Origin of the sequence: Bifidobacterium angulatum DSM 20098 = JCM 7096 (assembly GCF_001025155.1) — a bacterium.
GTDB classification, from domain to species: domain Bacteria; phylum Actinomycetota; class Actinomycetes; order Actinomycetales; family Bifidobacteriaceae; genus Bifidobacterium; species Bifidobacterium angulatum.
In genome coordinates this window covers 1,858,646-1,885,267 of sequence record NZ_AP012322.1, presented here as the reverse complement: position 1 = coordinate 1,885,267, position 26,622 = coordinate 1,858,646, and the positions used below count along the sequence as shown (strand labels likewise).

Below are 26,622 nucleotides of genomic sequence, written 5' to 3'. Positions count from 1 at the left end.
CCTGTTCGGGAAGACATCTTCCCGAACAGGGCCCACACCCATATACTGAGGTAATTCGTCAGCGGGTAACTAGCGTGTCCAGCCTGTGCAGGAATGCTGCCATATCCTGTCGATATACGGGCGTCATGCCGCGGAATGTGCCGTCAGGGTAGCCTTGTGCAATGCCCGAGCCGCCCAGCCAGCGGATATCAGAAGCGTGAGGCGTCGCATCAGTCACGTCGCTGAAGTTCTGACTTGCCGCGCCGCTTCCCTTACCTGCCAGGAGTGTGAGCCTGTGCAGGAATGCTGCCATATCCTGTCGGTACACGCTCACCATGCCGCGGAATGTGCCGTCTGGGTACCCTGTAGAGATACCAGCGTGTGCCAGCCAGAGAATATCCTTCGCATGTGGAGTGTTGCGATTCACATCACTGAATCGATTCCAGTCTTTTTCAGTCGGCTTCCATGTTGCGGCATCGGTGATATTATCTCGTGCTGCGAGGCGACGCAGGAACGCTGCCATGTCTTGGCGTTTGACCGTATCCATGCCTCGGAACGTGTACGAACCGTCTTGTTCCTTCCATCCTGTGCTGATGCCAGCCTCGGCAATCCATGCGATATCTGCGGAATGCGGGGTGGATGAGGTGACATCACGGAACGTGATTACTGCCCAACGTGCATACAGCGTCACGTCGCCGGTCACGGCCTTGTCGAAGTCATACCTTGTGCCACCGTTTTTAGCGGTGTACCAGCCCTGGAACGTATAGCCCGTGCGGGTCGGATCCGCTGGCCTGTTGATTCGTGAACCGTACTGTACCTTCTGCGAAGCCACAGCGGAACCGCCGTTCGAGTCAAACGTTGCGGTATATGTGTTAGCAGTCCAGTGTGCGTACACGGTCGCGTTCGAGGCGCCCATCGCAGTACTCATATACACCTGGGAGCCGCCGCTCTTGGCGGTGTACCAGCCTTCGAATGTATAACCGGTGCGTGTGGCGGTCGGCATGGTTCCGTATGGGCTGCCATAGGCAACCGTTCTGGATGTTTCTGTCGGTTTGCCGCCGTTGCCGTCGAAGGTGAGCGTGTACGAGTTCACGGTCCAGTGGGCGTAGAGGGTGATGTCGCCGGTCACGGCCTGACCGAAGTCGTACTTCGAGCCTCCGTTCCTGGCCGTGTACCAGCCCTGGAATGTGTGTCCTGTACGGGTTGGGGCTGCGGGGCTGACGACCTTGGAACCGTACTGCACCTTCTGCGCATCCACGGCGGAACCTCCAGCCGAATCAAACGCCACGATGTAGGACTTGATAGCCCAGTGTGCATAGACAGTGGTGTCAGAGGCGCCCATGGTTGTTGCCGGAGAGACTTGGCTGCCGCCGTTCTTGGCTGTGTACCAGCCTTGGAACGTGTAGCCTGTTCGTGTGGCTGTAGGCAGTGTGCTGTACTGGCTGCCGTACTGCACTGTTCGGGATGTTTCTGTCGGCCTGCCGCCGTTGCCATCGAAGGTGAGCGTGTACGAGTTCACCGTCCAGTAGGCATACACGGTGGTGTTTGCGGCTCCCATGGTAGTGGTCGGAGTAACCTTTGTGCCGCCGTTTTTAGCGGTATACCAGCCGGCGAATGTGTATCCTGTGCGGGTTGGAGTCGGCAGTGTGCCGTATTGGTTCCCGTATTGCACTGTTCTGGTTGTTTCGGCGGGGTTCCCTCCGTTGCCGTCGAAGGTGAGCGTGTACGTGTTCACGGTCCAGTGGGCGTAGAGGGTGATGTCGCCGGTCACGGCCTGACCGAAGTCGTACTTCGAGCCGCCGTTTTTAGCGGTATACCATCCCTGGAACGTATAGCCCGTGCGGGTCGGGGTGGCCGGCTGCGTTGCAGTTGCTCCGACACGAACATTTTGAGACTGAACACTCGAGCCGCCATTCGAATCGAACGTCACAACATGGGATTGTGTCGCGTCATGCGCTGCGGATTGGCCGTTTGATGTATTGATGGTGTAGAACGTCGGGGCTTCCTCGGACGAAGACCACCAGTTGTCGGATCCGCCCGTGGTGTACCAAACGACATTGTCGCCCGCAACGATCGGCTGACAATCCGAAAGGGCGCCATTCATGTTGTAGACAGGGCTGACTGTATTCCCCTGGCCGTCAATAAACACATATTGAACGGGGCCATGCGTAGAGTCATTGGTAGCCGTTGTACTCCATAGCGCCAGGAACCGGTTTTCGTTGATCTTGACCAGAGCTGGATCCGTGGCGGTCGTGTTCCCGTCGAATTCGTAATTCGTCAGATATTTGATGGAGGCCTGCGATCCGTCAGTTGGCGCTACGCCGATCCATATGTTCTTGGCGCCGGAACTGCCGCCTGAATAGGCTTTGTTCTGATCGGTGATGGTGCCTGCTGCAATCAGGGAGGCACCATTATTTGCGGTTTCAAAGCCATTCAAGGTTGAGCCAGTGTAGTTATTGCCGGTTTGGCCTTTGAAGTTGATGAAATAATAAGCTTGTTTGCTTCCGCCTGGAGTGATGTCCTTGGCAACAATTGCACGGGGGTATGCATCACCATGGTCCGCGGAATAGATCTTCGACCCCGTTGAGACAATGAATTGGTTGAAGGAATGAGAGACATAACCCATAGGAGAGCTGTCGAAATTCCACACGTTTGTTTCCGAATCGATTTTGGACAGATCGGACTCGCGAATGCGGAATGTCATATTCGCCTGATGATGGTATCCATCGGATGTCTTATACATCTCATGGCATGTTCGGATCCACAGCTCGCCGTTCATCTCGGTCATGCGCAGCGAGCCTCCACTAAATGGGTCGTATGTATTGATGCCGGAATATTCCACATTGCCGAGATAATTCCAGTTCTTTGAATACTTTGTGACGCGCATGACGACGATGCTGTCACTATCGTTGTCGTTGGATTGCCCGGTGACCACGAAATTGAACTGCGAACCGGCGAAATATCCTCCCCAAATCACCTGAGTGGCACCAGTCGGCGTGTAAGTGGATGCTGTGATCTTTGCAGCGTCGAGAAAACGGTAGGAATCGCTGTAATGCTCGACATATAGCGCGTCAGATACCCATTCCACCCGTTCATAGCGGCCATCGGATAATTCCGTGAGATCGCTTTTTACGGTGCTCGCCCAGTTCCATGAGTATTCATTGGCCCATTTGTTGGTGGACAGCACCTGATTTTGCTGTGTTGCCGCCATTGCATTTGCCGGAACAAACAGCGAAGCAACAAAACACAGAGCGGCAAGAATTCCTATACCGCATCTTAGGTTTCTTTTTGTCTTCATAGTCATCTCCTCAGCAGAGGCAACAATTCAACATTTTCGTATGAGCATTGCAGATGCAAGTCGCTCAAATAAATGTCTCTTATTCCAAAGGGGGAATAAGTCTGTTGCTTCTGGTGATTTTACGTCGTAATGGCAAGATAGATAAAACGGTAATTTCTGATTCTGGTTATTGAACACTCTATGCAACGGTTTGCAAAATGACTATTGCAAGGGCGTTCCATTTTGAGCTGGCGCATTAGTAAAGGTTAGTCGAATCCGCTAAAATATCCCTTACGTTCGACTGAGATGTCGGATGAAGACGTTTGCAAACTGCTTAAGATACTGGCGACTGGGAAGAGCGCCATCGGAATCGCGGTTTGTGTTGAAACGTCTGGTTGTTTGTATAAGGAGGAAGAGGAATATGAAGTTTCCCCAGCATAGGCGCATTGGTTTGCGCCAGCCACGCGTTTTCTCGGCTGCTACGGCCGTGATATGCACTGTGGCCATGATTGCGGCCACATTCGTCGTCGCGCCATTCGCCATGGCCGATCAGGACGGCGGCATGCGCATCGAAATCGACGATTCCAAGTCGGTCGGCAACTGGAATATCTCTCAAAAAGGCCAGGTTGTCGATCTTGCCGTCGGGCAAAAAGTGCAGCTCAGCGTGTGGAACTATCAAGGCAGCGGCCAGCCGGTCAAATTCAATACCGTTCAGTGGTATATCAACGGCCAGCCGATTACCATGACCGAATACGATGATGCTTCAGGTCAATGGAAAACGGTCCAGCGTGATGCCGATGAATTCCATGCTGCAATCGGCCTTACCGACGATAACGGCGGCTTGACCGCTCTGCGTGAGGGTGAAGCCACACTTACCGCAAGGGGAGGCAAAAGCGGTGGGCCGATCGAGACCGCAACCGCGCAATTCAGAGTGCACAAGACCAAGTTCAAGCTTGTGCGCACTCTGGACTCCCAGGAAGTCACCGCTTCCGACACCACTCAGCTCACCGCCGGTGAGGATATGAAGCTGAAGTACTACCCCACATTCGATGGCGATGGTACAACGGCACAGAACAAGAAGTACAGCTACGAGTTCTCCACATCAATGTGGAACAACCCAAGCTCCTACCAGGAGAAGGACGGCAACAACAAGACCTATACCATCCGTGCAGACGGTTGGCGATCCTCCGGCTCCGCATTTGATTTCAATGGTCAGGAAAACCCCATGACCAATGAGGTGACGGTACGTGCTCTGATTAAAGGGCAGTCCACGATTTCCATCGGCGCGCTGTTCGTGTTCCGGCACAATGTCGCAACCACCAACCCGACTAGCGGGAAGACAACCTTCACACAGCAGACCGACGAGCTGGGCAATGTCTCCGCCGCCACAGTAGTGAACGCCTCCACACCGAACGTCTCCGTGCAATACGGTTCAAGCACCAGTCCCATCGAGGTACGCAGTGGCAGCACTCTTAACTTGGGTGTGGGTGAAATCATACAGTTCAGCTATGCGATCGCCCCGCTGCATACGGCATATGCCACGCAGCATTCCGCGCATTGGGATTCCAACAACAGATCGGTGGCGACCATCGATTCCGACAGTTCCCGTAAACTTACCGCCATCAATGCAGGCACTAGCTCCATCACCGTATCCATCGGTGGCGTACTATTCCCCTTCACCGCATCGGTGAGCGAGCCTAAACTGACATTGAGCTACCAGGGCAAACTGGCCAAACCGGTGGATGCCACAAACGGTACTGTTATGCTCACGGCCGGCGAATCCGCTGAGCTGACTCTCGGCTACGCACCACGACATGACTACACGTCGTTGAATTCCGTCTCGTGGACTTCCTCCAACACCAGCGTGGCAACCGTGAACGCTACCTCGTCGGTGAGCACTACCGGAGCAACGCCCAAGACCACCATCACAGCCAAGGCCCCGGGCACTGTGACCGTGACCGGCAATCTTGCCGGTCGCACCGTCACAACCACCGTCAAGGTGGTCGACGCCACGCTCGCCATCGTGCGCGACACCCATCAAGACACGGCTGACCGCAGTGATGATACGCAGGTTTCCGCTACCGGCAAGACAGTAGAAGTGACTCCAGGAGAAAACTTCAAGCTGTACACCAAGATCACTCCGGCACACGATTATGCGAGCTTCCCCAGTAGCGCGACACGCACCACCTGGGCTGAAGATGCACACGGTAGCGTCATCAAACTGAGCACAAGCGGAGACACTGCCATGATCTATGGCCTGAGTTCCCTGAACCAAACGAGCTCCAAGGCAACGATTACCGCTCGAGCCGGTGGCAAGGAAGTCACGACCACCATTGCCGTGGTCAAGCCCCAGCTTAAACTGACCGCAACCGAACGCGATGCGCAAAATCAGGACATCGTGAAGGATATGACCGGCACAGAATTCCAGCTTGACCGCAACAAGTCCAAGAGGCTTACCACAGTGGTGTCCCCGCTGCACAAGGATTACGCCAAGATGGACATGAGCAAGGTCTCGTGGACTTCCGATACGCCGTCCATCGCCGCGGTGTCGAGAGCCAGCGGAGAGTTCGCCGACGTGCAAGGCAAAGGTGAAGGTTCTACAAAGGTCAACGCATCCCTCGACAATGTGACCGCCAGCGCGACGGTGAAGGTTGTTATTCCAATCAGATCCGTTCAGACCCCCGCAACCGTCACAACCTATGCCGGCAAAGCTCCGAACCTGCCGCAAACCGTGCATGTTACATGGGACAACGGCAAGGAAACGGATGAGACCGTCAACTGGGACAGGATCCAAGCCGATCAGTATGCCAAAGCTGGTAGTTTCACCGTTAATGGCACTGTAAAAGGCTATTCCGGAACCGTTCGCGTGACAGTACGAGTACTGGGTATGAGAAGCTTCGATCCGGTCAACGTAGCCACCAAAACCGGCACCGCTCCAGTGCTCCCAGCCACTGTTAAAGTGACATGGACCGATGGAACGCAGACGACGGAGAAAGTGGCCTGGGATTCCGTAGCACTCAGCCAATACCGGAACCCCGGAACGTTCAAGGTTAACGGCAAACTCAACGGCTCCGATATCCAGGTGTATGCCACGGTGACCGTAAGTGCGTATGTCCTGACTTTTGATGCGAACGGTGGCTATGTCTCTACCGCATCACGTGGCGTGGCCTATGGCGATAGGTATGGCGATCTGCCGACCGCAAACCGTTCGGGGTATTCATTCCTTGGATGGTATACCGAAAGGTCTGGCGGCGAACAGGTGACGAAAAATAACGTGATGGGGGCGGCCGATGTGACCGTATACGCCCATTGGAAGGTGACCATCACATTCCGCGATGTGTCTTCGTCTACGCCTCATTCGGCGGACATTGCATGGGCCGCTGAGTCGGGCATTAGCACCGGTTGGCTTGAGTCGGACGGTTCGCGTACGTTCCGTGGCATGGATACGGTCAAGCGCCAGGATATGGCCGCGTTTCTGCGCCGTGAGGCGGTTCGCATGGGTGTTGCGGATGCGGTTTCCTGGAAGCCGACAGCTACCGATTGGGCAAGATTCCGTGATGTGAATCGTAATACTCCGCACGCAGAGGATATTCTCTGGCTGGCGCACGCTGGCATCTCCACAGGTTATCCGGATGACACCTATCGGGGTATGGAACCTGTGTATCGTCAGGATATGGCTGCGTTCCTACACCGACTTGCGTCTAAGGCTGGCAGAGGTGTCGGCGTACAGTCTCGCGGCTTTGCCGATGTGACAGATTCAACCCCGCATGCCTCCGATATTCGTTGGTTGGGCGGCTCCGGCGTTTCCACGGGTTACCCTGATGGCACTTATTGTGGCATGGTGAGTGTGTATCGTCAGGATATGGCTGCGTTCCTGCATAGGCTCGATGCGCTGAACTGATGATTTATGCGGACAGGTCCCGTCGAAGGAAGTGTTCTTCGACGGGACCTTTCTGTGTGTGGGGGGATGCGTCTTTCGGAATCGGTACCGTTGTAACAGACCTTTTGGGGACGAATTAATTGGAATGGATATAGCTGTGATGGAGATGAAAATGAAGCGCAGGCTACCGTTGCCGTATAGGATTGGCATTGCCGCAGCATCTGCTGCTCTGACGTTGGCAATGTGCTTATCTCCACATGCTGCGCGTGCTAAAGAATATCCGAACGAACTGCTATTCGGCGTTTTTACCCAGTCAAGGCTGAACTCGACGGATATGTTGTATGCAAGTCGAGATGGTGTGCATATGGAGCTAGTCGGCTCAGCATTTCGCGACAGTACCCCGGAATATGATTCTTTGGATGAGTCGGGGCGCGAAAGTGTTGATGGTCAATTTACGTTAGTGAATCCTTCGATTCTCTGGCATGACGGCCGCTTCTGGCTTTTGGGAAACCACCATAACTGTGATGCGAAGAGCAACGTATGCTTGGTTGTTTCGAGTAGCGATGATTTACGAACATGGTCTAAGCAGACGGTTGTACGTGTTCCTGTGGAGGATGAAGCCCCGCCGAGCAATGGTGAGGATTTTGATGCCGTCGCAGCCGATTGGGCTGAGGACCCTGTAACCCATACTGTCTATGCCGTCGTCTCTTTGGGGAATTATGGCGCATTCCACGGAAGGAACTCAGATGATATGCGACCATATCTCATTCCTTTCACTACGCTAACAGACGGTGGTATAGACGTCCAAAGTGCGAAGCGAATCCATTTGCCATACAAGGACGATCATGATCGAATCGATGGAAGCCTTTATTTTGAAAATGGGAAAGCTTTCTTTTCTGTTAAACGCGATGGCGTTAATAATGAATTATGGAGCATCGGCAATCTCGAACAAGGCAACGATGCGTCGAAATGGGCGCGAGTTGGATCGGATTTGGCACTATACCATGAAGCTCCGAGCCTGACATATTTCCACGGCCGGTATAGGTATTATTTTGACCGTTTGAGCGTGCATCCGTCCGGTCGGTCGGCAAAGAAAATAACCGGTACGTACGTTATGTCGTCCAAATCATTGTCGGAGGGGTGGAGCGATTTACAACAGCTTATCGCATATGACTCTGAAGGCACAGTCCTGTCGAAGTATGAACAGGGAGCGGCGAATACGGCCGATGGACCTCGGCATGGCACGGTGATTACACTTCGCGATCCGCGGGCCATTCGTATTGTGATGGACGCGCGAAATTCATGTTCGTGGACGGAGCCCATGCTGGAAGATACCGGATTCATCGATGTATATGCTCGATCGAGAATGCTCGGTGATTTCGATACGGTGGCTACGCCTCATGACGATGACATTGTATGGCTTGTGGATAAGCGTATTTCCACCGGCTATAGTGACGGCTCTTTCCGCCCTGGAACAAAGATTAAGCGGCAGGATATGGCTGCGTTTTTACGTCGCTTGGCGGTGCGGCAGGGTATAAGCGATGCTTCCTCTTGGAAACCCCGGGAAAAGGATTGGACGATTTTCTCTGATGTTGATCGACGTACTCCGCATGCCGAAGACATACTGTGGGCTGCCCATGCAGGTATCAGTACGGGGTGGCGAGAGTCCAATGGAGAACGTACATTCCGTGGCTCAACCGCGGTAAAACGTCAGGATATGGCTGCATTTCTGCATCGCTTGGCGTCCAAAAGCGCAGGCAATACCGGCGAGACTGTGTCGAAAAGTAATTTTACGGATGTGACGGCCACGACCCCGCATGCTGAAGACATATATTGGCTCGGTAAAACTGGCATTAGTCAGGGGTACAAGAATTCCGACGGCAGCTATCGTTTTGGATGTTCCACTGCGGTGTATCGTCAGGACATGGCGGCATTCCTTCGCCGATTAAGCGATATGCTTTCTTCTTGATGCGGTGCTAAACCCGTCCGCATCGATATGTTTTGACGAGGTAAGACACTCGATGGTGCCGAGATTGGCTTATTCCTGCCTCATGACTTTACCGGGCTTTCTTTCATGGGGTATATAAAAGGGGATAATGGTAGGCTTGGCTAGTCAGAGGATTTCTAGTTAGAAGGTGCCGTCTATGCTCGTTGACTTGAGTCGCCCAGTATGGAAGCCGTCTCTTGCTTCGTGTGCGATTTTGCCGCTTTTTGTAAAATCACCTTCGTACTCCGGGGTAGGCGAGGAATCGCTAACTCTTGGCCCGCATAGCTTTGCAGATTTTATGACATATTTCGGGGCTTTTTCGCTCAAAAAATGGCGTCTTTATACGGGAATCGAAGATCTTACTCCTGTGCTGGTAGTCGAATCCAGCGCTCCAGTGCATATCACCCTGACTGAGATGATCTACCGTCGTCTTGAGAAACGCGTTATCCATGAAGTTACGGTCGATCCTCTACGGACCCAGGACGGATGGTATTGTTATGCGATTCCCTACCCCGAGGGGCTGGATGCTCAGTTGGTCGCCTTTACGGTAACGACAGGTGATGTTCCCGCTACATTGCGAAATATCTCGTATTGCGCCGATGCGCCAAAGCGCCGCGACGTTCGTATTGAAGTCGTGACGACCACTTATCGCAAGGAACAGCAGGTCACGAATAATATCAATATGATTCGCGAAGAACTGCTGGAAAAGGGGGAGTGGGGAAAGCACTTTCACCTGACAGTGGTAGACAATGGACGCACACTGCCTGATTCGGTAGATGCCGGAAGCCCATCCATAACGGTTATCCCCAATGGGAATGTGGGCGGTGCCGGCGGTTTCGCCGCAGGAATGCTCCATGCTGCGGAATCTGGCTGGGCGACGCATGTTCTGCTGATGGATGACGACGTTACAGTATGCCCGGAAGCATTCAAACGGTCATTGCGGCTATTGGAATGTGCCAGTGATGAATATGCAAAGGCGACAATCGCTGGTGCCATGCTGTCTACCGCGAATTTTGAGATGCAGCAGGAAGACATTGGCATGATAACGCCTGAACGTAATCTCAGGCCATTTAAGCCACGGTTCATCATGGATCGCGAATACGATATTACGTTCAACGAGGAGCTTATACCCGCGTCTCATACAGAAGGGTTGTATTCCGCGTGGTGGTATTCGTGCTTCCCTGTAGAGCGCGTTACGGAGTACGGTCTGCCGATTCCGTTGTTCTACCGCAGGGATGACGTGGAGTACGCAACGCGTATTCAGGAGAAAGAGCCTCTGAAATTCATCACAATGAATGGCGTATGCGTTTGGCATGATGCATTTGATCTACGCTGGAACGCTGCTGTGGAGGTTTATCTCGCTACGCGCAACATGCTCATACAGGAAGCCTTCACACCTGATTCTCATTACAGCATGGACGCCATGATCCAACTCATGCGGGATAACCTGATCAAGCATGGCAGACGTTTTGATTATGCCTCCATGGAGCTTATCTGTGATGCAATTGAAGATTATCTTAAGGGGCCGGATTACTACCGTCACCCAGTTGGTGAAAAGCTGTTTCAGCAAGCACGAGTCAAGGCGGAAAAACTGGAACCTTTACAGCAGATTCCTGGTGCGCCTGACGCCATTGACATTGTTGAGCTGGAACAGAACGCCAACGATGAGAATGTTGTAGTTCCTCCAAGAGATACCGATACTGCTGCAGCAAGGCGCGGCGATATCGTCCATCGGATTCTACGTAAGGCGAAAAGGACGATTCGCTCGGGAAAGGTAAGCCCAGCGCCTCGGCAGGAGAATTTTGACCGTAATGAGCTGGCAATCATTCCTAATGATGGGTGGTGCCGGCCATGGCGTATCCTGCAACATGCTGGCAAGGCTCTCGCTGTTGATACAACCGGCCAGCGTGGGGCGATGCGAGTACGCGACGAACAGCGGAATGAGGAGTTGCGGAATCGCTTTGAACATTTGGCGCAGATACTGTCGGAAGATACGGCTGTTCTCGGGGCTTACCGGGAAAGCCGCGAGGAAATGACATCCTTCGAGTTCTGGCGCAGATATCTTGAGGAAGCGAAGCGATGAGAACGATGCTGCAGTCTCTGCATATCCATGCAAGAAAGAATTCAGAACGCGTTCGCCAGGAACAAGCGTCAAAGGCGTTTTACCTTATCGCCGAGCCGGGGTATCCGAACTATGGCGATGAGTTAATAGCTGGAGAATGGCTTACCCTGCTTGGCGAATATTATCCAGAAGTTCCGGTTGTAGTGGATTGCGCTCGGCCCGGGCCTGCTGCTGTGATTCTGAGAGATAGGCATCCGCATGCGATCTTCACGGATACCTTGCGTAGATTGGGTACGGAGAACCCTTTCCCCTATGACGGACCAATCGATGATATAGCTTGTTTCGTGAGCCAAGCGTTGGACGATGACGGTGTTGCGCCGAACTATGCGAGTGGCATCAGATTGCTGCAGCATGGCGTGCAGAGCATTCATATGCTCGGTGGTGGTTATATGCGTGGAGATTGGACCTGTAACTTGTCACGCATGGCCATTGGCCCGTGGGCACATGCTCGGAACATACCTGTAGCTGCAACTGGATTGGGTTTGATGCCTATTGAGGGCGATTCTCTCAGATTTGCCCAGCAGACGGCCAGGTCGTTTGATGTCTTTACCGTGCGAGACATTCCCACACAAGTTGCTCTGCGGGGAGAGCCTGCGGTCGATGTTGTGAAAGTGGCGCCGGATGATTGCTTCGTCAATGGTTTGAAGGATTGCTATGCGTCCCCCGAAGGGTTGCCTGACGTGATGGTGTGCGTGCAATCAGATTTTGTGGAAGAAGAAGCAGCGCTTTTCGAGCAAGTCAGACGTACTCTGGAAGCATGGGGAGTGAACAAGGATGATGCCATAGGCGTGGTGGAATGTAATCCACGAATCGATTACCCGATACTCCCGTACTTGGCGGAGAGTGGCTACTCCAATCTCCGTTTCTTCCCGGTCATTGATCTGTTGGAGAAGGGATTCCCCGCGCGTGCAGGGCAACGGTGGCTATCCACGCGGTACCATCCACATATTCTTGCAGCTGCAAAGGGGTGCTCAGGTTCGTTCATATCGGTGGATTCCGGGTATTACGACGTCAAACATGACGCTGTTATACGGATGGGATCCCACTGGACTAGGAACACGATAGGGGAGGAGGCTCCCTCTCCTGGTCAGGGATTTGTGCAGGGTGATCTGGTCAAGGAATACGCTGATGAGATCAGGCGTAATGTTCACGCTCTATACCCTCGCATCCCCAGCGCTGCCAATCGTTAGCTTCGCTTGAGAAATAAGGCGTGAGTGCCTCGGAGAGATATGGGAGCTGAACGCTTGGGCAGGTGTTTGGCTCGGTTCTGGCCGCGGAAACGCTGCGATTGTGAATGAACTGGTGGTTTAGACGGGATTGTACAGTTGTTCTTGTTACATTGGGAAGTTGACGCTTTGAATAAGGATGAGGTGGTAGGCGGATGCCGACTGTGAAATTTGCAAATATCCTTCTGGAGACGAATCCCCGTTCTGTCGCTTACCCGGCGCTGTACTGCCGCTCTGATCAGCCTGTTGTGTTTGATGAGCAGCTGGGCGAGTGGAAGATGTTTAACGCGGGAACCTTTGACTTCAGCACGTACTTTAACTCTCTGTCTGTGATGAAGCTGCAGAGGTATACGCGTGCGACGAGTTTCACGCTGCATCTTGAACTTAAGGGTGCCGCGTGCGAGGTGCAGCAGACTATGGGTGATGCGTTTGCCCATGATCCTCTACCAGTTGAGGGAGCTTCCAAAGCGTTGGGAGCCTCCGACGATTGGCAGGTTGTCGATCTTCCGCTTACCATCACCGACGATATGGTTATCGTAGGCTTCTTCATCAGAACGGAAGGCGCGGTCGCCATTCGCAACAGTTATTACGAACTTGGCATTGATGGCGAACTGAATGATGTTGAGCTGGTGCTGTCTACCACCACGTTCAAGAAGGAAGCGTTCATCGAACGCAACATCGGTCTAGTCAAGAATCAGATTATTAATTCCGGAGACCCGATCGCCGACCACTTCCATATGTACGTGATTGATAATGGCCGTACTCTTGATGCTGAGAAGCTGAGTGGTAATCGCGTTCAGGTTGTGCCGAACGATAATGTTGGCGGTGCCGGCGGTTTCACTCGCGGCATGATTACTGCCATGGAGCAGAACCCGAAGGCCACGAACATCCTGCTGATGGACGATGATGTTGCGGTCTCTCCGGAGAGCATCAAGCGTACCTATAACCTGCTGCGTATTCTCAAGCCTGAGCACCGTGAAGACATGATTAGCGGCGCGATGCTGAACTACGAGATCGGCGAAGATCAGTGGGAAGACATCGGCAATATGACTCAGCAGGGCACCTTTGCCGGTTGCAAGCCGCCGCTGAGGCTGACTTTGTTCGAGGATCTTGTGTACAACGAGATGTACACGCCGACCAAGTGGCAGAAGAACAACATGTACGCCGCATGGTGGTACTGCTGCATTCCGATTCCTGTAATCGAAAAGAATGGGCTGCCACTTCCTGTATTCGTCCGTTGTGACGATGCCGAGTACGGCATTCGTTGCAAGACAGGATTTATCAGCATGAACAGCCTGTGTGTATGGCATATGTCGTTCTTTGAGCGGTACAACGCGGCCGTGGAACGGTACCAGACCACTCGTAATACGATGGTTGCGCAGGCAACATGCGGCATGGCCCCGAAGGCCGACTTCATGCATGAACTGCACAATAATATCCGGCTTGAACTGAAGAAGTTCGGCTATGCCAACGCTGAATTGTGCCTGGATGCCTTCGAAGATTTCCTTAAAGGCCCGGAATTCATCAAGAAGCCTGGACAGGCGGAGAAGAGCTTCATGGCTGCAAACCGTAATAAGGAGCAGCTTGTTGATTTTGTTACTCTGCAGACGCAGATTGATGCCGATAAGGAACTTGCTGGGTTGCGCATCAAGGACATCGACCGTCAGCTAATTGACGGTGACAAGCCGCGTAGCTTGCCTGAGCGCCTGGAAGACCTCATCACCGACAACAATCAGCGCTACTTCAAGAAGGATGGCGCTGGCTATGCTGTCATCCCGCTGCAAGGATGGCTGTACCCGGCTGGCGCGATCCGCGGTAAGCACAAGCTCGTTGTACTTGACTGGTACAACCGCAAGGGCACCATCCGCACCAAGGATGTCAACCGCTATCAGCAGATCAAGAAGCGTTACGCAAGAGATCTTAAGTACTATAAGGCGAATATCGAACGTCTGCGCAAGGAATATGCTGCTGCGCGCAAGGAACTGACTTCGGTGCAGTATTGGAAGCATTACCTTAAGATGGACTGATCAATAGGTGTCTTATGAGGAGCCGCGGCTTGCCAGGCTCCTCATTTTTTATTTTTTGCGAAGTTGTTCGTTACGCAAAACATTCGAGCGTCTAGTGACTGGATAGTGCTGATTTCCGGTTGCATATCGTGATTGGGATAGTCACTGATAGGATACTGCCTGTGAAACAGTTGGCGAAAAGTTTAGCAAGCAGGTACGGATATGCTTGGACCGTACTGCGGGGTTTAGTAAAAACGGATTTTAAGCTGCGCTATCAGGGCTCTTTCCTAGGTATTGCCTGGTCGGTGCTGAAACCGTTGATGATGTTCTGCGTAATGTACGTGGTATTCGGCAAGTTTCTGCGTATGTCCGATGGCACACCAACATATCCTGTGGTTCTGCTTCTGGGCATCAGCTCGTGGCAGTTCGTAACTGAATCCACTAACGTTGGTCTGCGAGCGGTTGTAGATCGTGGTGATTTGTTGCGGAAGATTCATTTCCCTAATTACATTGTGGTGGTTTCCGCAACGGTTGGTGCTTTGATCAGCTACGCCATCAACTTGGTGGTTGTATTTGTCTTTGCACTTATCGCGCGTGTGCAGTTCACTTGGCGCGTTGTTCTTCTGCCGTTCAGCATAGTCGAGCTATATGCCATTACGTTGGCGGTAACGCTGCTGATGTCAACGATGTATGTCTATTTCCGTGATATTGCGCATATCTGGGAAGTGCTTCAGCAGCTGGTGTTCTACGGCATGCCTATCATTTATCCGCTTACCTTTGTGACTGATCGTGGTGGTTGGATTGCCGATGTGGCCCGCTTGGAATTGCTGAATCCTTTTGCCCAAACCATTCAGGACATTCGCCATAATTTCATTGCGCCGGAGACTCAGCCAACAATCTGGAATCAGTTCGGTAATTGGGGAGTGAAGCTTTTCCCCCTGTTCCTTACTGTTGTCTTGCTTTGGCTTGGCATTTATCTTTTCCGTCGTAACAGCCGTAAATTCGCGGAGGTCATGTAATGTCTGAGAAAAACGAGTCAGTAGAATTCGATTACTCCAAGAACCCGGTCGTCCTTTCGGCAACGCATGTCTCCAAAAGCTTCAAATTGCCGACAGAACAGGCAACCGGTCTGAAGCAGGCTGTTATTAATTGGGCCAAGGGCATCAAGGGCTATAAAAAGCAGACGGTACTTAAAGACGTCAGTTTTGAAGTGCACCAAGGCGAGTTCTTTGGCATCGTGGGTCGCAATGGCGGCGGTAAATCGACGTTGCTGAAGCTGATTTCTCAGATTTATTACCCCGATGAGGGCAGCATTCAGGTTCAGGGCAAATTGGTGCCGTTCATTGAGCTTGGCGTGGGATTCAATCCGGAACTGACCGGTAGGGAAAACGTCTACCTAAACGGAGCTTTGCTGGGCTTTACCAGGGAACAAGTCGATGCGATGTACGACGATATTGTCGAATTCGCCGAGCTTGACGAGTTCATGGATCAGAAGCTCAAGAACTACTCCTCGGGCATGCAGGTTCGTCTTGCCTTTTCCGTGGCGATCAAGGCCCAGGGAGACATCCTGGTATTGGATGAGGTTCTGGCCGTTGGTGATGAGGCTTTCCAACGGAAGTGCAACGACTATTTCACGGAAATCAAGAAGGACCCGACAAAGACCGTGATCCTGGTCACGCATGATATGAGTGCTGTCAAGCGGTATTGCACTCGTGCCATGTTTATCCAGGATGGTGTGGTTGCCGCGATTGGCGATCGTGAAACAGTCGCAGAGAAATACACTCTTGCTAATCTTGAAGCGGAAGAGAAGAAGCAGGCGAAGCGCAAGAAGATTATCGCCGAGAACGAGAATGAGTACCCCAATGGCTTGAATGCTCGTTGCCCGTTGCTGCGGACATATGGGGTTTCTCCTCTAATTTTGAAGAGTTCTGACACGTTCAAGTTCGCCGTTGAATATCAGTACGATGAGCCGGGCGACTTCTACTTGGCCATTGCTATGCATGATGTCCGGCGCGGAGGTATTACCTACGATACCGGCGCAAAGACCATCAAGATGGAAAAGCATGGGCATCAGACGGTGTATTTCGAGATGCCTTTGAACCTCTTCAATGACGGTGAGTTCCGTCTGATTACATCATTGCGTACTCCTACGCCAGGTGATGACAGCATGACGGATGCGGTGGCGGTGGCATTGGACGAGAATGCCTGCACCTTCGTGATTCGCGACGCACGTAATCGAAACTACGCCTTGCTTAGCGATAGGGCAATGACGATTACGCAGATCGATAAGCCGGAAGGGGAAAAATAGGGTGGCTTACCTAAACCACAAGGCGTAAGTTTCAACAGTGCCGGGCATCATGCATGATACCCGGCATTTTTTGCAGGATACAGGCTGATTAAAAGCCATTATGACATGCGTACAACGTCACACTACTATCCAACCTAAGTTGTACCCTTTTACAAAGGCATGACTTGGCATAGAGTGGCAAGTCACTGCTCCTTATGAGCATGTAGGGGGGTCTTTATGTGCTCAGGAAAAGAAAAGAAGTGTAGGAGAAAGAGTATGAGACGGAAGTATTTTGCGTCCATAGTGGCTGTTGCCATGCTTGCCGCAGGTGTTCCTTGTGCGCAGGCAGAAGAGCTGGATGCGAACACTGCCCAGACGACCGATAGCCAGATTGTTCAGAACGAAACTCAAAATAACGGCTCTTCCAACGAAGCAGCCGAAAGCGCGCTGAACGCTTCGGCAGATAATCAGATTGCCGGTCGAACGGTTGAAAACATTGATAAGGGATGGACCTTCTCCAAGAACGATGCAAGCATGGAAGGATGGACCTTTCCCACCGGCGCATCTGAGGGGACTATCGATCTGCCACATTCATGGGATTACGCGCACCCTACGATGTCGTATATCCCTCAGAACAATCGGAAAACCGTTACGTACAGCAAGCAACTGGATGTTGCCAAGTACCACGGAAAGAACCTATTCATCAAGTTCTATGGCTCGAACAAGAACACTACGGTGAAGGTCGATGGTCAGGAAGTGGGCACCCATGTCGGTGGTTACTCTGCTTTTATCTTCGATCTGACCAAGTATGTACAGGACAAGGACTCCGTTGCTCTCACCGTTGACGTGACCAATGTCGATACGGTTTCCATCCCGATTAACGTCGATTACACGCAGTTCTCGGGCATCTACCGTGATGTTGAGCTCATTGCGTTGCCCAACCAGTACATTTCCACCGAGAACAAGGGCAGCTCTGGCGTCTTTGTGGATTACAAGCTTAACGGCAACAATGCGTCCGTAAACACGCGAGTAGACGTTACCAACAAGGCCACGGAAGCTGCAAACCTTGTCCTGAAAACGACTATTTCGGATAATGCCGGAAATGTTGTGAGTGAACAGAGCTCTGATATCCAAGTTAGTGCTGGAACTGAATCCGCAGAGCAGAAGCTGGACCAGCAGCTCACCAACGTTCACCGTTGGAACGGACGGACTGACCCCTACCTGTATACGATGAACGTCTCCCTGCAGGATGCCGCCGGTCATGTGTTGGACACAGAGAGCACGAAGATTGGTTTCCGTACGTTCAAGGTTTCCAACGGTAAGGCATACCTGAACGGTAAACAGATCGAAATCCATGGCGTGGGCTACCACCAGGACCGTGAAGGTGTGGGCAATGCCGTTTCCCGTGATCAGATGGCTCAGGATATCGACACCATGCTTGATATGGGCGTGAACGCCGTTCGTACGTCGCATTATCCGCACGATCCTGCCTTCTACGAGATGGCCGATGAAAAGGGTCTGCTGGTATATTGCGAGATTCCGTACTACCTGATTTATTCGAAGGCGGATTCCTACAAGAACTCGATTACGAACCAGCTCACAGAGATGATCCGTCAGGGGTACAACTATCCTTCGATCGTTATGTGGGGTGTACAGAACGAGGTTCGTTATAGCGAGCAGTTCGCAAGTTATGGACCTGATTTCAAAGTAACCGAAGACGAGCTTGTTGCATTTAACTCTGCGCTTGTTGATCTGGCTCATCAGGAAGATCCCAATCGCTTGATCGTGCAGGCAAACATCGATGGTGCCGATGCGGTCAACACCTCCGCAAAGTGGAGTTCCAAGATTGATCTTACTGGCATGAACCTTTATGTCGGCTTCAAGAGTCCAGTGCGGAATGCAGATGCTGCTGGGCACAAGAAGCTCGTGGAATCGCTGACCAATAAGATGAACAACTATCAGCAGGTTCTTGGTGCCGATTCCATGATGCTTTCCGAATATGGTGCCGGTGCCAATATCGACCAGCATACGGAAGTGGACGGTTCTTTCTCTTGGAATGGTGCTTCGGATGCCAATGGCGATAAGCACTATGAGGAATATCAGTCCTACCTGCTGGAAGCGTACTGGGATTATATTCAGCACAGCACGAATGTCGCTGCAAGCTTCGTCTGGAACATGTTCGACTTCTCGTCGTACCGCAATGCCGGTGGCAAGGAACGCCTCAACACCAAGGGTCTGCTGTGCTATGACCATGTGACGAAGAAGGATGCCTACTACTTCTTCAAGGCGAACTGGAACAAGAGCGACAAGTTCGTGTACCTCACCAGCAAGCGATTCACCCAGAGGAACAAGCCCACTCAGCAAATCAAGGCTTACTCGAACTGCGATAATGCCGAGCTGTTCCTTAACGGCAAATCCCTGGGCGCTGGCACGAAGCAGCAGGATGGTGTTTTCGTCTGGGACAATGTGAAGCTTGCAGGCCAGGTCGAAAACTCAATCAAGGTTGTTGCTCATGATGGTTCTAAGACCTATGAGGATGCCGTTGATGGTGTGACCTATGGCATGCAGTTCGAGGATGTGAACGCGAATACGCCGCATGTTGAGGATATTCAGTGGCTTGCCGACAATGGCGTTACCGAGGGTTGGGTTGACAGCACTGGCAAGCGCACATTCCGAGGTATGGATACGGTGAAGCGTCAGGATATGGCCGCCTTCCTGTATCGTCTTGCCGGTTCTCCGGATTACACGCCAAGCGCATCCGACAAGAGCCGTTTCACGGACGTTACCGAAGACACCCCGCATGCCAAGGAAATCTGGTGGCTTGGTACCAACGGTATTGCCGAAGGTTGGGATGATGGTTCCTTCCGTGGTATGGATACGGTGAAGCGTCAGGATATGGCCGCCTTCCTGAAGAGGCTGGCCACCAAGAACCTTGGTGTTAAGGATTCTTCCTACAACAGGAACCCATTTGCTGACGTGAATAAGCGCACTCCGCACTACAAGGAAATCCTTTGGATGGCCGGAACCGGAATCAGTGAAGGCTGGACCGAGGCAAATGGTACGAAGACCTATCGTGGTATGTCGGATGTTGTCCGCCAGGATATGGCTGCGTTCTTGCATCGCCTCGGAAACTATGCGAATACCGGGAGCGTGGAGAGCTGAGGCTGTTCATATGTCAAGTCGCGATTGATCTGTCAAAGCTATTGATGCCGAACAGTGGTCTGTAGCCGGGAGCCGCACCCCGATCGGTGGTCTGAGAAAGTCGGACTGCAATCGTGGTGCGGCTCTTACCTATGCGTAATCAGGAGCTGTGGATCGGTACGTGTTGCACGAACACGGTGCGGTTCAGTTGCTTGCGTTTTATAGGGCGGTTACCTATCGTTGAAAATGAGCTAGCTCTTCAAGGAGAGAAGGGAAGATGAAAAGAAGATTACAGAGTTGTGTTGCGCTGTTGGGCGCTTTGTCTATGGCAGCTTCACTCGGGGTCCAGGTGGCATCCGCTGCCGAAACGGACTACCCGGATATGGAGGTCGGCGTTTTCTGGAACAGTGATTCAGACCGCTCCGATACGGTGTATATGTCGTATAACGGCGCTGATTTCCAGCAGATCAGTACGGCGTATAAGGCTGACGGCAATGGCAGTGCGCATGTCTCGGGGAAGCCGAACTACGTCAATGCTATTCATGATCCGAGTATCACGTATAAGGACGGCACGTTCTGGATTCTTGGCGGCTATGTGCAGAAGCAGCAGAACTTGGGATGGCGTTTCACCCCGATGATGGGATATTCCAAGGATCTGGTGAACTGGAGCTACCCTAACAGCGGCAGTCCAACGAACCTTGCTCCTTCGGTAATGCCTTATACCAATGGTCTTAAGGACGGCCAGTACGATTCCGCAGGAACCGACGGGTTCGTTGACAGCCACGGCGATATGTGGATCGTGACCACTCTTGGATACTATGGCGACTTCCATGGAAATGCTCAGCATGACTATATGTACCCCTACATCGTCAAGGTGTCAGGGTTGCAGCCTGGAGCGGATCCCGCAGTCGATCCGGGAGCTCAGCCGAGGCTAAGCTACGGCAGTTTGAATCCGATCAAGCTTCCTGATACGAAGACCAGCAACTGGCTTGACCCGTCATTGTTCGAAAAGGACGGTGTGTACTACCTCAGCATCAAGAAGAATGGTGTCACCAATCAGATTTATTCCATCGGCGATCTGTCTCAGGCTGGGAATCCTAAGGCATGGCGTTTGGTGAACGATAATGTCGTGACCGGTTATGAAGGTCCGTCCCTGACGTATTACAACGGGCAGTACTTCTTCTATACCGATAAGCTCAAGGACTATCCGTATGGTAAGGCTGATGGAACTGCCGGCACTTTCGTTACGCAGTCGTCGAGTTTGGCCAGCGGATGGCATAGTACTCGCCGTATTACCACGACCAACGTTGATGGACGCAGCATTCCTAACCGTCATGGAACAGTGGTAACCGTTACTGATCCGGTGGCGAAGAGAATCGTCTGGAATGCAAGAATTCGTGCAGGCTATGGCGAATATAAGCCTGGAGCAAATGGTTGGGTAACGGAAAGCGGTAAGCATTACTGGTATGACAATGGCGTGAAAGCTGTCTCCAAAGAGGTATACGATCCTGCAAGTGATGCGTGGTACTGGTTTGATAAAGACGGTTCCCTTGCTGTGAACAAGGACGTGTATATCCCTGCGGGCAGCAAATGGGTCAGGTATGACAAGAACGGTCATATGATCAAGGGCGAGGATTACCGATATGGCGCCTGGTACTACTTCGATCAAACGACCGGCGCAATGACCAAGGGCATGAAACACGTTTCCTCCAACGGCGGGAAATGGGTGTATTACGACTGGGCGACCGGCAAGATGGCGCACGGCGAGCAGTACGTGAACTACGACGCTCAGCATACCGGCTGGTACCTGTTCGACCAGCACACCGGTGCCATGTTCCACGGCGACACCTATGTCCGCTCCAACGGCGGCAAATGGGTTAGGTATGATTTCTCCACCGGAAAAATGGTCAAGGGACTAGATCGTCACGATAACTCGTGGTACTACTTCGACAAGACCACCGGCGCTATGCAGAAGGGGCGGGTCTGGGTTCCTGAATGGAATAACTGGCACTGGTTTGATTCGACCACTGGCCGCGGCTGAGTTTTGCAGCGTGAGATAGACTGGTTTTGGTGCGATTGCTGGTTGTGATTGCATCAAAACCAGTTTTCCATAGTAGGGGAGGCTGTTTTGCCGCGGCATTATTCTGGGAAGCGTCAACGTGACCTGAAACATGTGGAGCCTCATGCCTCTGGTTATATTTCCTTGCTGTACTGGATCGGCACAATCACAACAGGGTGCATTCTTATTTTCTGTGGCAAACAGCATTGTTTTAACGATGCAATGGCGCATTGGGCCAGAATCCTGCAAATCAGAGCGGGGAATATAATTCCGGTATTTTCTGATGAATACCATGATTGGGTGGTTTACCGTGACCACGGGAAGATAATAACCTTCAACAACACTGCGGTGAATGCTCCCTTTGTCTATTTCCCCAGTCTTATTGTGCGCGGGAATTTTCGCGTATCGAGTGTGGCAACATTGATCTGCTCGGCCACTATTATTGCCGTGGCAATATGGGTAGCCAAATCTTATGTCAATATCATTCTGGCTATAGCGATTCTTCCTACCACATTTTTTTCAATGATATTCCCGACAGCTGATGCCGTCACCAACAGCTATTGTCTGCTGTTCATTGCGGTTGTTCTGTGTTTGTATCAACGGGATGACATGTTGCAATACTGGCATATTGCTCTGCTCTGCATGATGGGAGCTCTGCTCGGACAAGTCAAGATTACCTGTTTCATCATCGCATTATTCGTATTGTTCTTGATTCCTAAGGCTCACGGATGCGTAAAAAAGATCACCTTGGCGCTTCCTGCTCTCACTGCTTTTGTCTCCATGTGGCTTTGGCGGGCGAAGACCTCGCAAATAGCGGTTGCCCCGAATCGTGTTCCATTGGAGAAGACGCACGAGCTTGAGGGGCAGCTACTGCAATCTCCCTGGAAAATATTTCTGCTTATCGGCCGGTCGTTGTTCAAGCCTATGGATTTTGATACTGAGAAGATTAATGGGCAATTGGTGAATTCAAGAAGAAATCTTCAGTTCTTTACAGGAACGGAAGAAATTCAGTTGCCTTTAATCGTTATGGCTCCAGTGCTTATCGCTATTATGATGCTTCTGATTGTGCATATGAGCTATAAAAATATAAATAAATTGCAGGTTGGATTAATAGTATTAATTATAGTTCTGTATTACGTATTATCGTGTGTGGCAATGTCAATCACATGGGTTGGAAATGTAGATGTATATGCTTCGGGATTGCAGAACAGGTATTTCATACCGGTATTGCCGCTTGCTGCGCTGTTGTTCCCCAACTTTATTAGGGATGAAAATATCAATCGCAGAGTATTAGCTATTTCTGTGGCGGCTTTAACGGCATTTTCATATATCGCTATAGCGATTACGTATGTGATTCAATGGAAATGATTCTTGGAAGAAAGCGGAGGTATCTCCGGATTCTTCCAAGAATCATACGGAATCATACGGTGGTTGTTATCTACTTGGCATACCAATGCGGGGTGTTGTTCCCGTTGCGGCATTCGCAGACGATAAGTGTACCGTCGCCATCGATACGCTGCTGGCCCTTTTCGCTCTTCTTGCAGAATCGACCACGGATGTTTTCTCCTCCGGTATTTCCCGGATTGTTATTGCCTGAATCCTTGCTAACATAGCGGCCAGAGACGGAATCAAAGGTCGCATATGAGTTCCATTCGGGCACCCACACGCGTCCATGCGCCATGGCGCCAGTGGTCTGGTCGAAGTAATAGTAGGCTCCATCCTGATAATGCAAGCCCTTGATCATCTTTCCTGTTACTCGGTCATAGCGAACCCATTTGCCGCCATTGGATCGGATATAGGTATCGCCGTGGAACATGGCACCGGTGTACTGATCGAACAGGTACCAGCCGGTATGCTGCGCGTCATAGTTCACATACTGCTCGCCGTGCGCCATCTTGCCGGTCGTCCAGTCGTAATACACCCATTTGCCGCCATTGGATCCGATATACTTCATACCTTTGGCCATAGCGCCGGTTGTCTGGTCAAAATAATACCAGCCGCCATATCGGCAATCCTCGCCCTTGATCATATGGCCATTGGAATCGTACCTAACCCATTTACCACCATTGGAACGCTGATAAACATCTTTGTTGCGTGCCATTGTTCCATCTGCGTCGAGCCAGTACCAGGCATTACTGCTCGGATCGTAGATTTCCTTTGAACGTGCCATGGTACCGGAATCGAACCAATAATGCTCACCATCCTGAACAACCCAGCCAGTGTATTCGGGATATGGCGGTGAGACGATCTCTTCCGCATTGGCTGAGGCAATGGGTAAGGCAAGCATCGAAAGAGTTGCGGTTATGGCTGCGATGCTTCGAATGATTTTCTTTCTGAGAATCATGATCATCATCTCCTTTGTACTGATGTACGTACGCGCTTCTGATTTTAGGATGGGAATGTCATATAAAAAACCGGTGTCGCACGGTTATTCGGATTCGAGCAAATCCTGTGCACTGACTATGCAGACGGATTGTCCAAAGTGCGAGGCAGCCACTACGATGAGTGGATGAACGCACATGGTGATAGGAGAGGATGCATGAATCAGAAGGCTTCTATGAAGAATGCCGGGGCAAACAACACCTGGGAAACGGTTATGCGTGTTGTGTACCCGGTCAAGGACGCTGAGCAAACTCTCCCGCTGTATGCGCTTGATTGGACTCGTCCGCATGTTGCGGAGACCACGCTGGACTCCCGTATTGACATGCGCCGTTTGGAATTCGGCTCCATGAATCAGTCCACATTGCAACGCTTGCTTCGCAATGCCGGGTCGTCTGCAGGAGTGTCCTGCGATTCGTTTGAAATTGCGGGGCGTACCTCTATAACCCTGAAAAATCGTGGTCACATGTCTGGATGTGCATTCTTCAACGCATTCCCCACTGCATATTGGCGCCGTTGGACCAGTGTAAAAACGGTGCGATTCGAAGCGACAGTTCAGGGAAACTCCAAAATCAGCGTATTCCGTTCCACAGGTCGTGGACTGATTTATCCGGTTTCGACGAAGACGACAACGGCTTCGGAGTCTGAAACTCGTGTATGCATAGACGTGCCGATGACAGGTCTTATGGATGGTGGTTACTTCTGGTTCGATGCGGAATCGCTTGATGGTTCCGTGACCATTGCTGATGCTACATGGTCTGTACCCCGTGAGGCGCGTACCGCTAAGCATGAGACAACCCTGTCTATCGCCATCACGACCTTTAATCGCGCCTCATATTGTATGGATCAATTGCGTACTATCGCCGGTGCTTCGGCATTGCGCGAACGTTTGGATACAGTGTATTGCACGGATCAAGGCAGCGACTTAGTTAAGGATCAGAAGGACTTTGATGAGGTTGCCGCTAATCTAGGCGAACAGCTTACATACATTCAGCAAGCGAACTTGGGTGGTTCTGGAGGATTCTCCCGAGGCATGTATGAAACGGCTAAGGCCGGTGATAGTGATTTTGTGCTGCTGCTGGACGATGATGCCATCAGCGAACCGGAATCGATTCTGCGTGCAATCCAATTCTCTGATTACACGGTGCGACCAGTTCTTGTCGGCGGCGGCATGTTCCATTTGGATAATCGCACCATGTTGTATACGCAAGGTGAGCGGATCAATGCGCAACGAATGTGGATGTACCCGTCCAAGAGCATGGGATACAACCATGATTTCTCTGTGGAACCGCTCCGTGACTCTCCGGATCGTCATCAGCGCATCGATGAAGACTTCAACGGGTGGTGGATGTGTCTGATTCCGATTGCGGTTGTGAAGAAAATCGGTCTCTCCATGCCGGTGTTCATCAAATTCGATGACATTGAATATGGTCTTCGTGCCAAGAAAGCAGGATTTCCCACAGTCTGCCTGCCAGGCGTGGCCGTATGGCACCAAGCATGGCATGACAAGGATCCAGCACGTTCGTGGGAGGAATACTTTACTGAGCGTAACCGTTGGCTCGCGGCATTGTTGACGTATCCGGATAGGCCACCTCGCATGTTGGTGGAGACCTTGTATGGTGATGCCAGTCTCGGGCTTCGGTTTGTGTACTCCGCCATGGCATTGCATCATATGGCGCTAAGGGATATTCTTCGAGGCCCACAGTACCTTGTAGATTGCTTGCCGACGAAACTTGGCGAAGTGCGTGAACTGCGAGCAAAATATCCCGATGCTCAGTCCAAGGAGAGTTTTGAGGAGTTCCCTGAGCCAGCTGGTGAGGTTGAACCGCCAAAGAACCATCCATCGACTATGAAAAGCCGGTACAAGGCGGCTGTCGGCCTTATCGCGAAGAGCTTTATCAAGAAGGCCAATCCCGATAAAGCCACTCGTCCGGATGCGGCCATCCCCGCACGCGATGCTGCCTGGACTTGGCTTGCCTTTGACCATGTCAATTCAGCATTGGTGACCACGCCAGACGGTAATGGGGTGGCATGGCTAAAGCGAGACAACAAACGTTTCCGTAAGAGCATGATGGAAGGATATCGGCTTACACGCAAGATTCTGAAGAATTGGAAGCGATTGTCTGCCCAATACCAGTCTTATGGGATTACCTCCATGGAGACATGGGCAAGAATCTTTGGAGATGAATAACTCGGAGTATGGATCGGCTGCGTTCATTCGTGGTATGCGAGTATCATGAACGCGAAACGCACATTGGCAGTGTGCATTTGCAATTGAA

The 26,622-nt window shown here is 51.8% G+C and carries 13 protein-coding genes; 11 read left to right on the top strand and 2 right to left on the bottom strand.

The annotated features are described in order from the left end of the window. Positions 1 to 58 precede the first annotated feature (58 nt). A complete protein-coding gene (locus BBAG_RS08175; protein WP_003825109.1) occupies positions 59 to 3,190 on the bottom strand; it encodes an InlB B-repeat-containing protein in 3,132 nt (1,043 codons plus the stop codon). A 487-nt stretch (positions 3,191 to 3,677) separates the two neighbouring features. Here BBAG_RS08175 and BBAG_RS07535 point away from each other — a divergent pair, with 487 nt between their 5' ends. The 10 genes from BBAG_RS07535 to BBAG_RS07490 all read left to right on the top strand — a co-directional run bounded on the left by BBAG_RS07535 (position 3,678) and on the right by BBAG_RS07490 (position 23,332). Further along, the gene (locus BBAG_RS07535; protein ID WP_003825108.1) at positions 3,678 to 7,157 is read left to right on the top strand and encodes an Ig-like domain-containing protein; all 3,480 of its coding nucleotides are present in this window, start codon (positions 3,678 to 3,680) and stop codon (positions 7,155 to 7,157) included. A gap of 139 nt (positions 7,158 to 7,296) precedes the next feature. Then, the gene (locus BBAG_RS08230) at positions 7,297 to 9,105 is read left to right on the top strand and encodes an S-layer homology domain-containing protein (protein WP_231855920.1); all 1,809 of its coding nucleotides are present in this window, start codon (positions 7,297 to 7,299) and stop codon (positions 9,103 to 9,105) included. Between the two features lie 175 nt (positions 9,106 to 9,280). Next, complete coding sequence (locus BBAG_RS07525; protein ID WP_033508686.1) at positions 9,281 to 11,206, top strand: glycosyltransferase; 1,926 nt, start codon at positions 9,281 to 9,283, stop codon at positions 11,204 to 11,206. Further along, positions 11,203 to 12,435, top strand: coding sequence for a polysaccharide pyruvyl transferase family protein (locus BBAG_RS07520; RefSeq protein ID WP_003825105.1), 1,233 nt, complete (start codon positions 11,203 to 11,205; stop codon positions 12,433 to 12,435). The genes BBAG_RS07525 and BBAG_RS07520 overlap by 4 nt, the downstream gene beginning before the upstream one ends. Positions 12,436 to 12,626: 191 nt before the next feature. Next, positions 12,627 to 14,498, top strand: coding sequence for a glycosyltransferase family protein (locus BBAG_RS07515; RefSeq protein ID WP_003825104.1), 1,872 nt, complete (start codon positions 12,627 to 12,629; stop codon positions 14,496 to 14,498). Between the two features lie 161 nt (positions 14,499 to 14,659). Then, entirely contained in the window at positions 14,660 to 15,496 is an 837-nt protein-coding gene (locus BBAG_RS07510) for an ABC transporter permease (protein WP_033508685.1), read from the top strand. Beyond that, complete coding sequence (locus BBAG_RS07505; protein WP_003825101.1) at positions 15,496 to 16,785, top strand: ABC transporter ATP-binding protein; 1,290 nt, start codon at positions 15,496 to 15,498, stop codon at positions 16,783 to 16,785. The genes BBAG_RS07510 and BBAG_RS07505 overlap by 1 nt, the downstream gene beginning before the upstream one ends. 255 nt (positions 16,786 to 17,040) lie before the next feature. Beyond that, entirely contained in the window at positions 17,041 to 19,926 is a 2,886-nt protein-coding gene (locus tag BBAG_RS07500) for a glycoside hydrolase family 2 TIM barrel-domain containing protein (protein ID WP_003825099.1), read from the top strand. Between the two features lie 304 nt (positions 19,927 to 20,230). Beyond that, the gene (locus tag BBAG_RS07495; protein WP_003825098.1) at positions 20,231 to 21,946 is read left to right on the top strand and encodes an N-acetylmuramoyl-L-alanine amidase family protein; all 1,716 of its coding nucleotides are present in this window, start codon (positions 20,231 to 20,233) and stop codon (positions 21,944 to 21,946) included. A gap of 132 nt (positions 21,947 to 22,078) precedes the next feature. Continuing rightward, a complete protein-coding gene (locus tag BBAG_RS07490) occupies positions 22,079 to 23,332 on the top strand; it encodes a DUF2142 domain-containing protein (RefSeq protein WP_231855865.1) in 1,254 nt (417 codons plus the stop codon). 70 nt (positions 23,333 to 23,402) lie between these two features. Here BBAG_RS07490 and BBAG_RS07485 read toward each other — a convergent pair whose 3' ends face one another. Next, positions 23,403 to 24,317, bottom strand: a complete 915-nt coding sequence (locus BBAG_RS07485; RefSeq protein WP_003825095.1) for an N-acetylmuramoyl-L-alanine amidase family protein — start codon at positions 24,315 to 24,317, stop codon at positions 23,403 to 23,405. Between the two features lie 186 nt (positions 24,318 to 24,503). Here BBAG_RS07485 and BBAG_RS07480 point away from each other — a divergent pair, with 186 nt between their 5' ends. Beyond that, positions 24,504 to 26,534 carry a glycosyltransferase gene (locus BBAG_RS07480; protein WP_047750180.1) on the top strand — a complete coding sequence of 677 codons (2,031 nt, stop codon included), beginning with the start codon at positions 24,504 to 24,506 and terminating at the stop codon, positions 26,532 to 26,534. Positions 26,535 to 26,622: the final 88 nt, after the last annotated feature.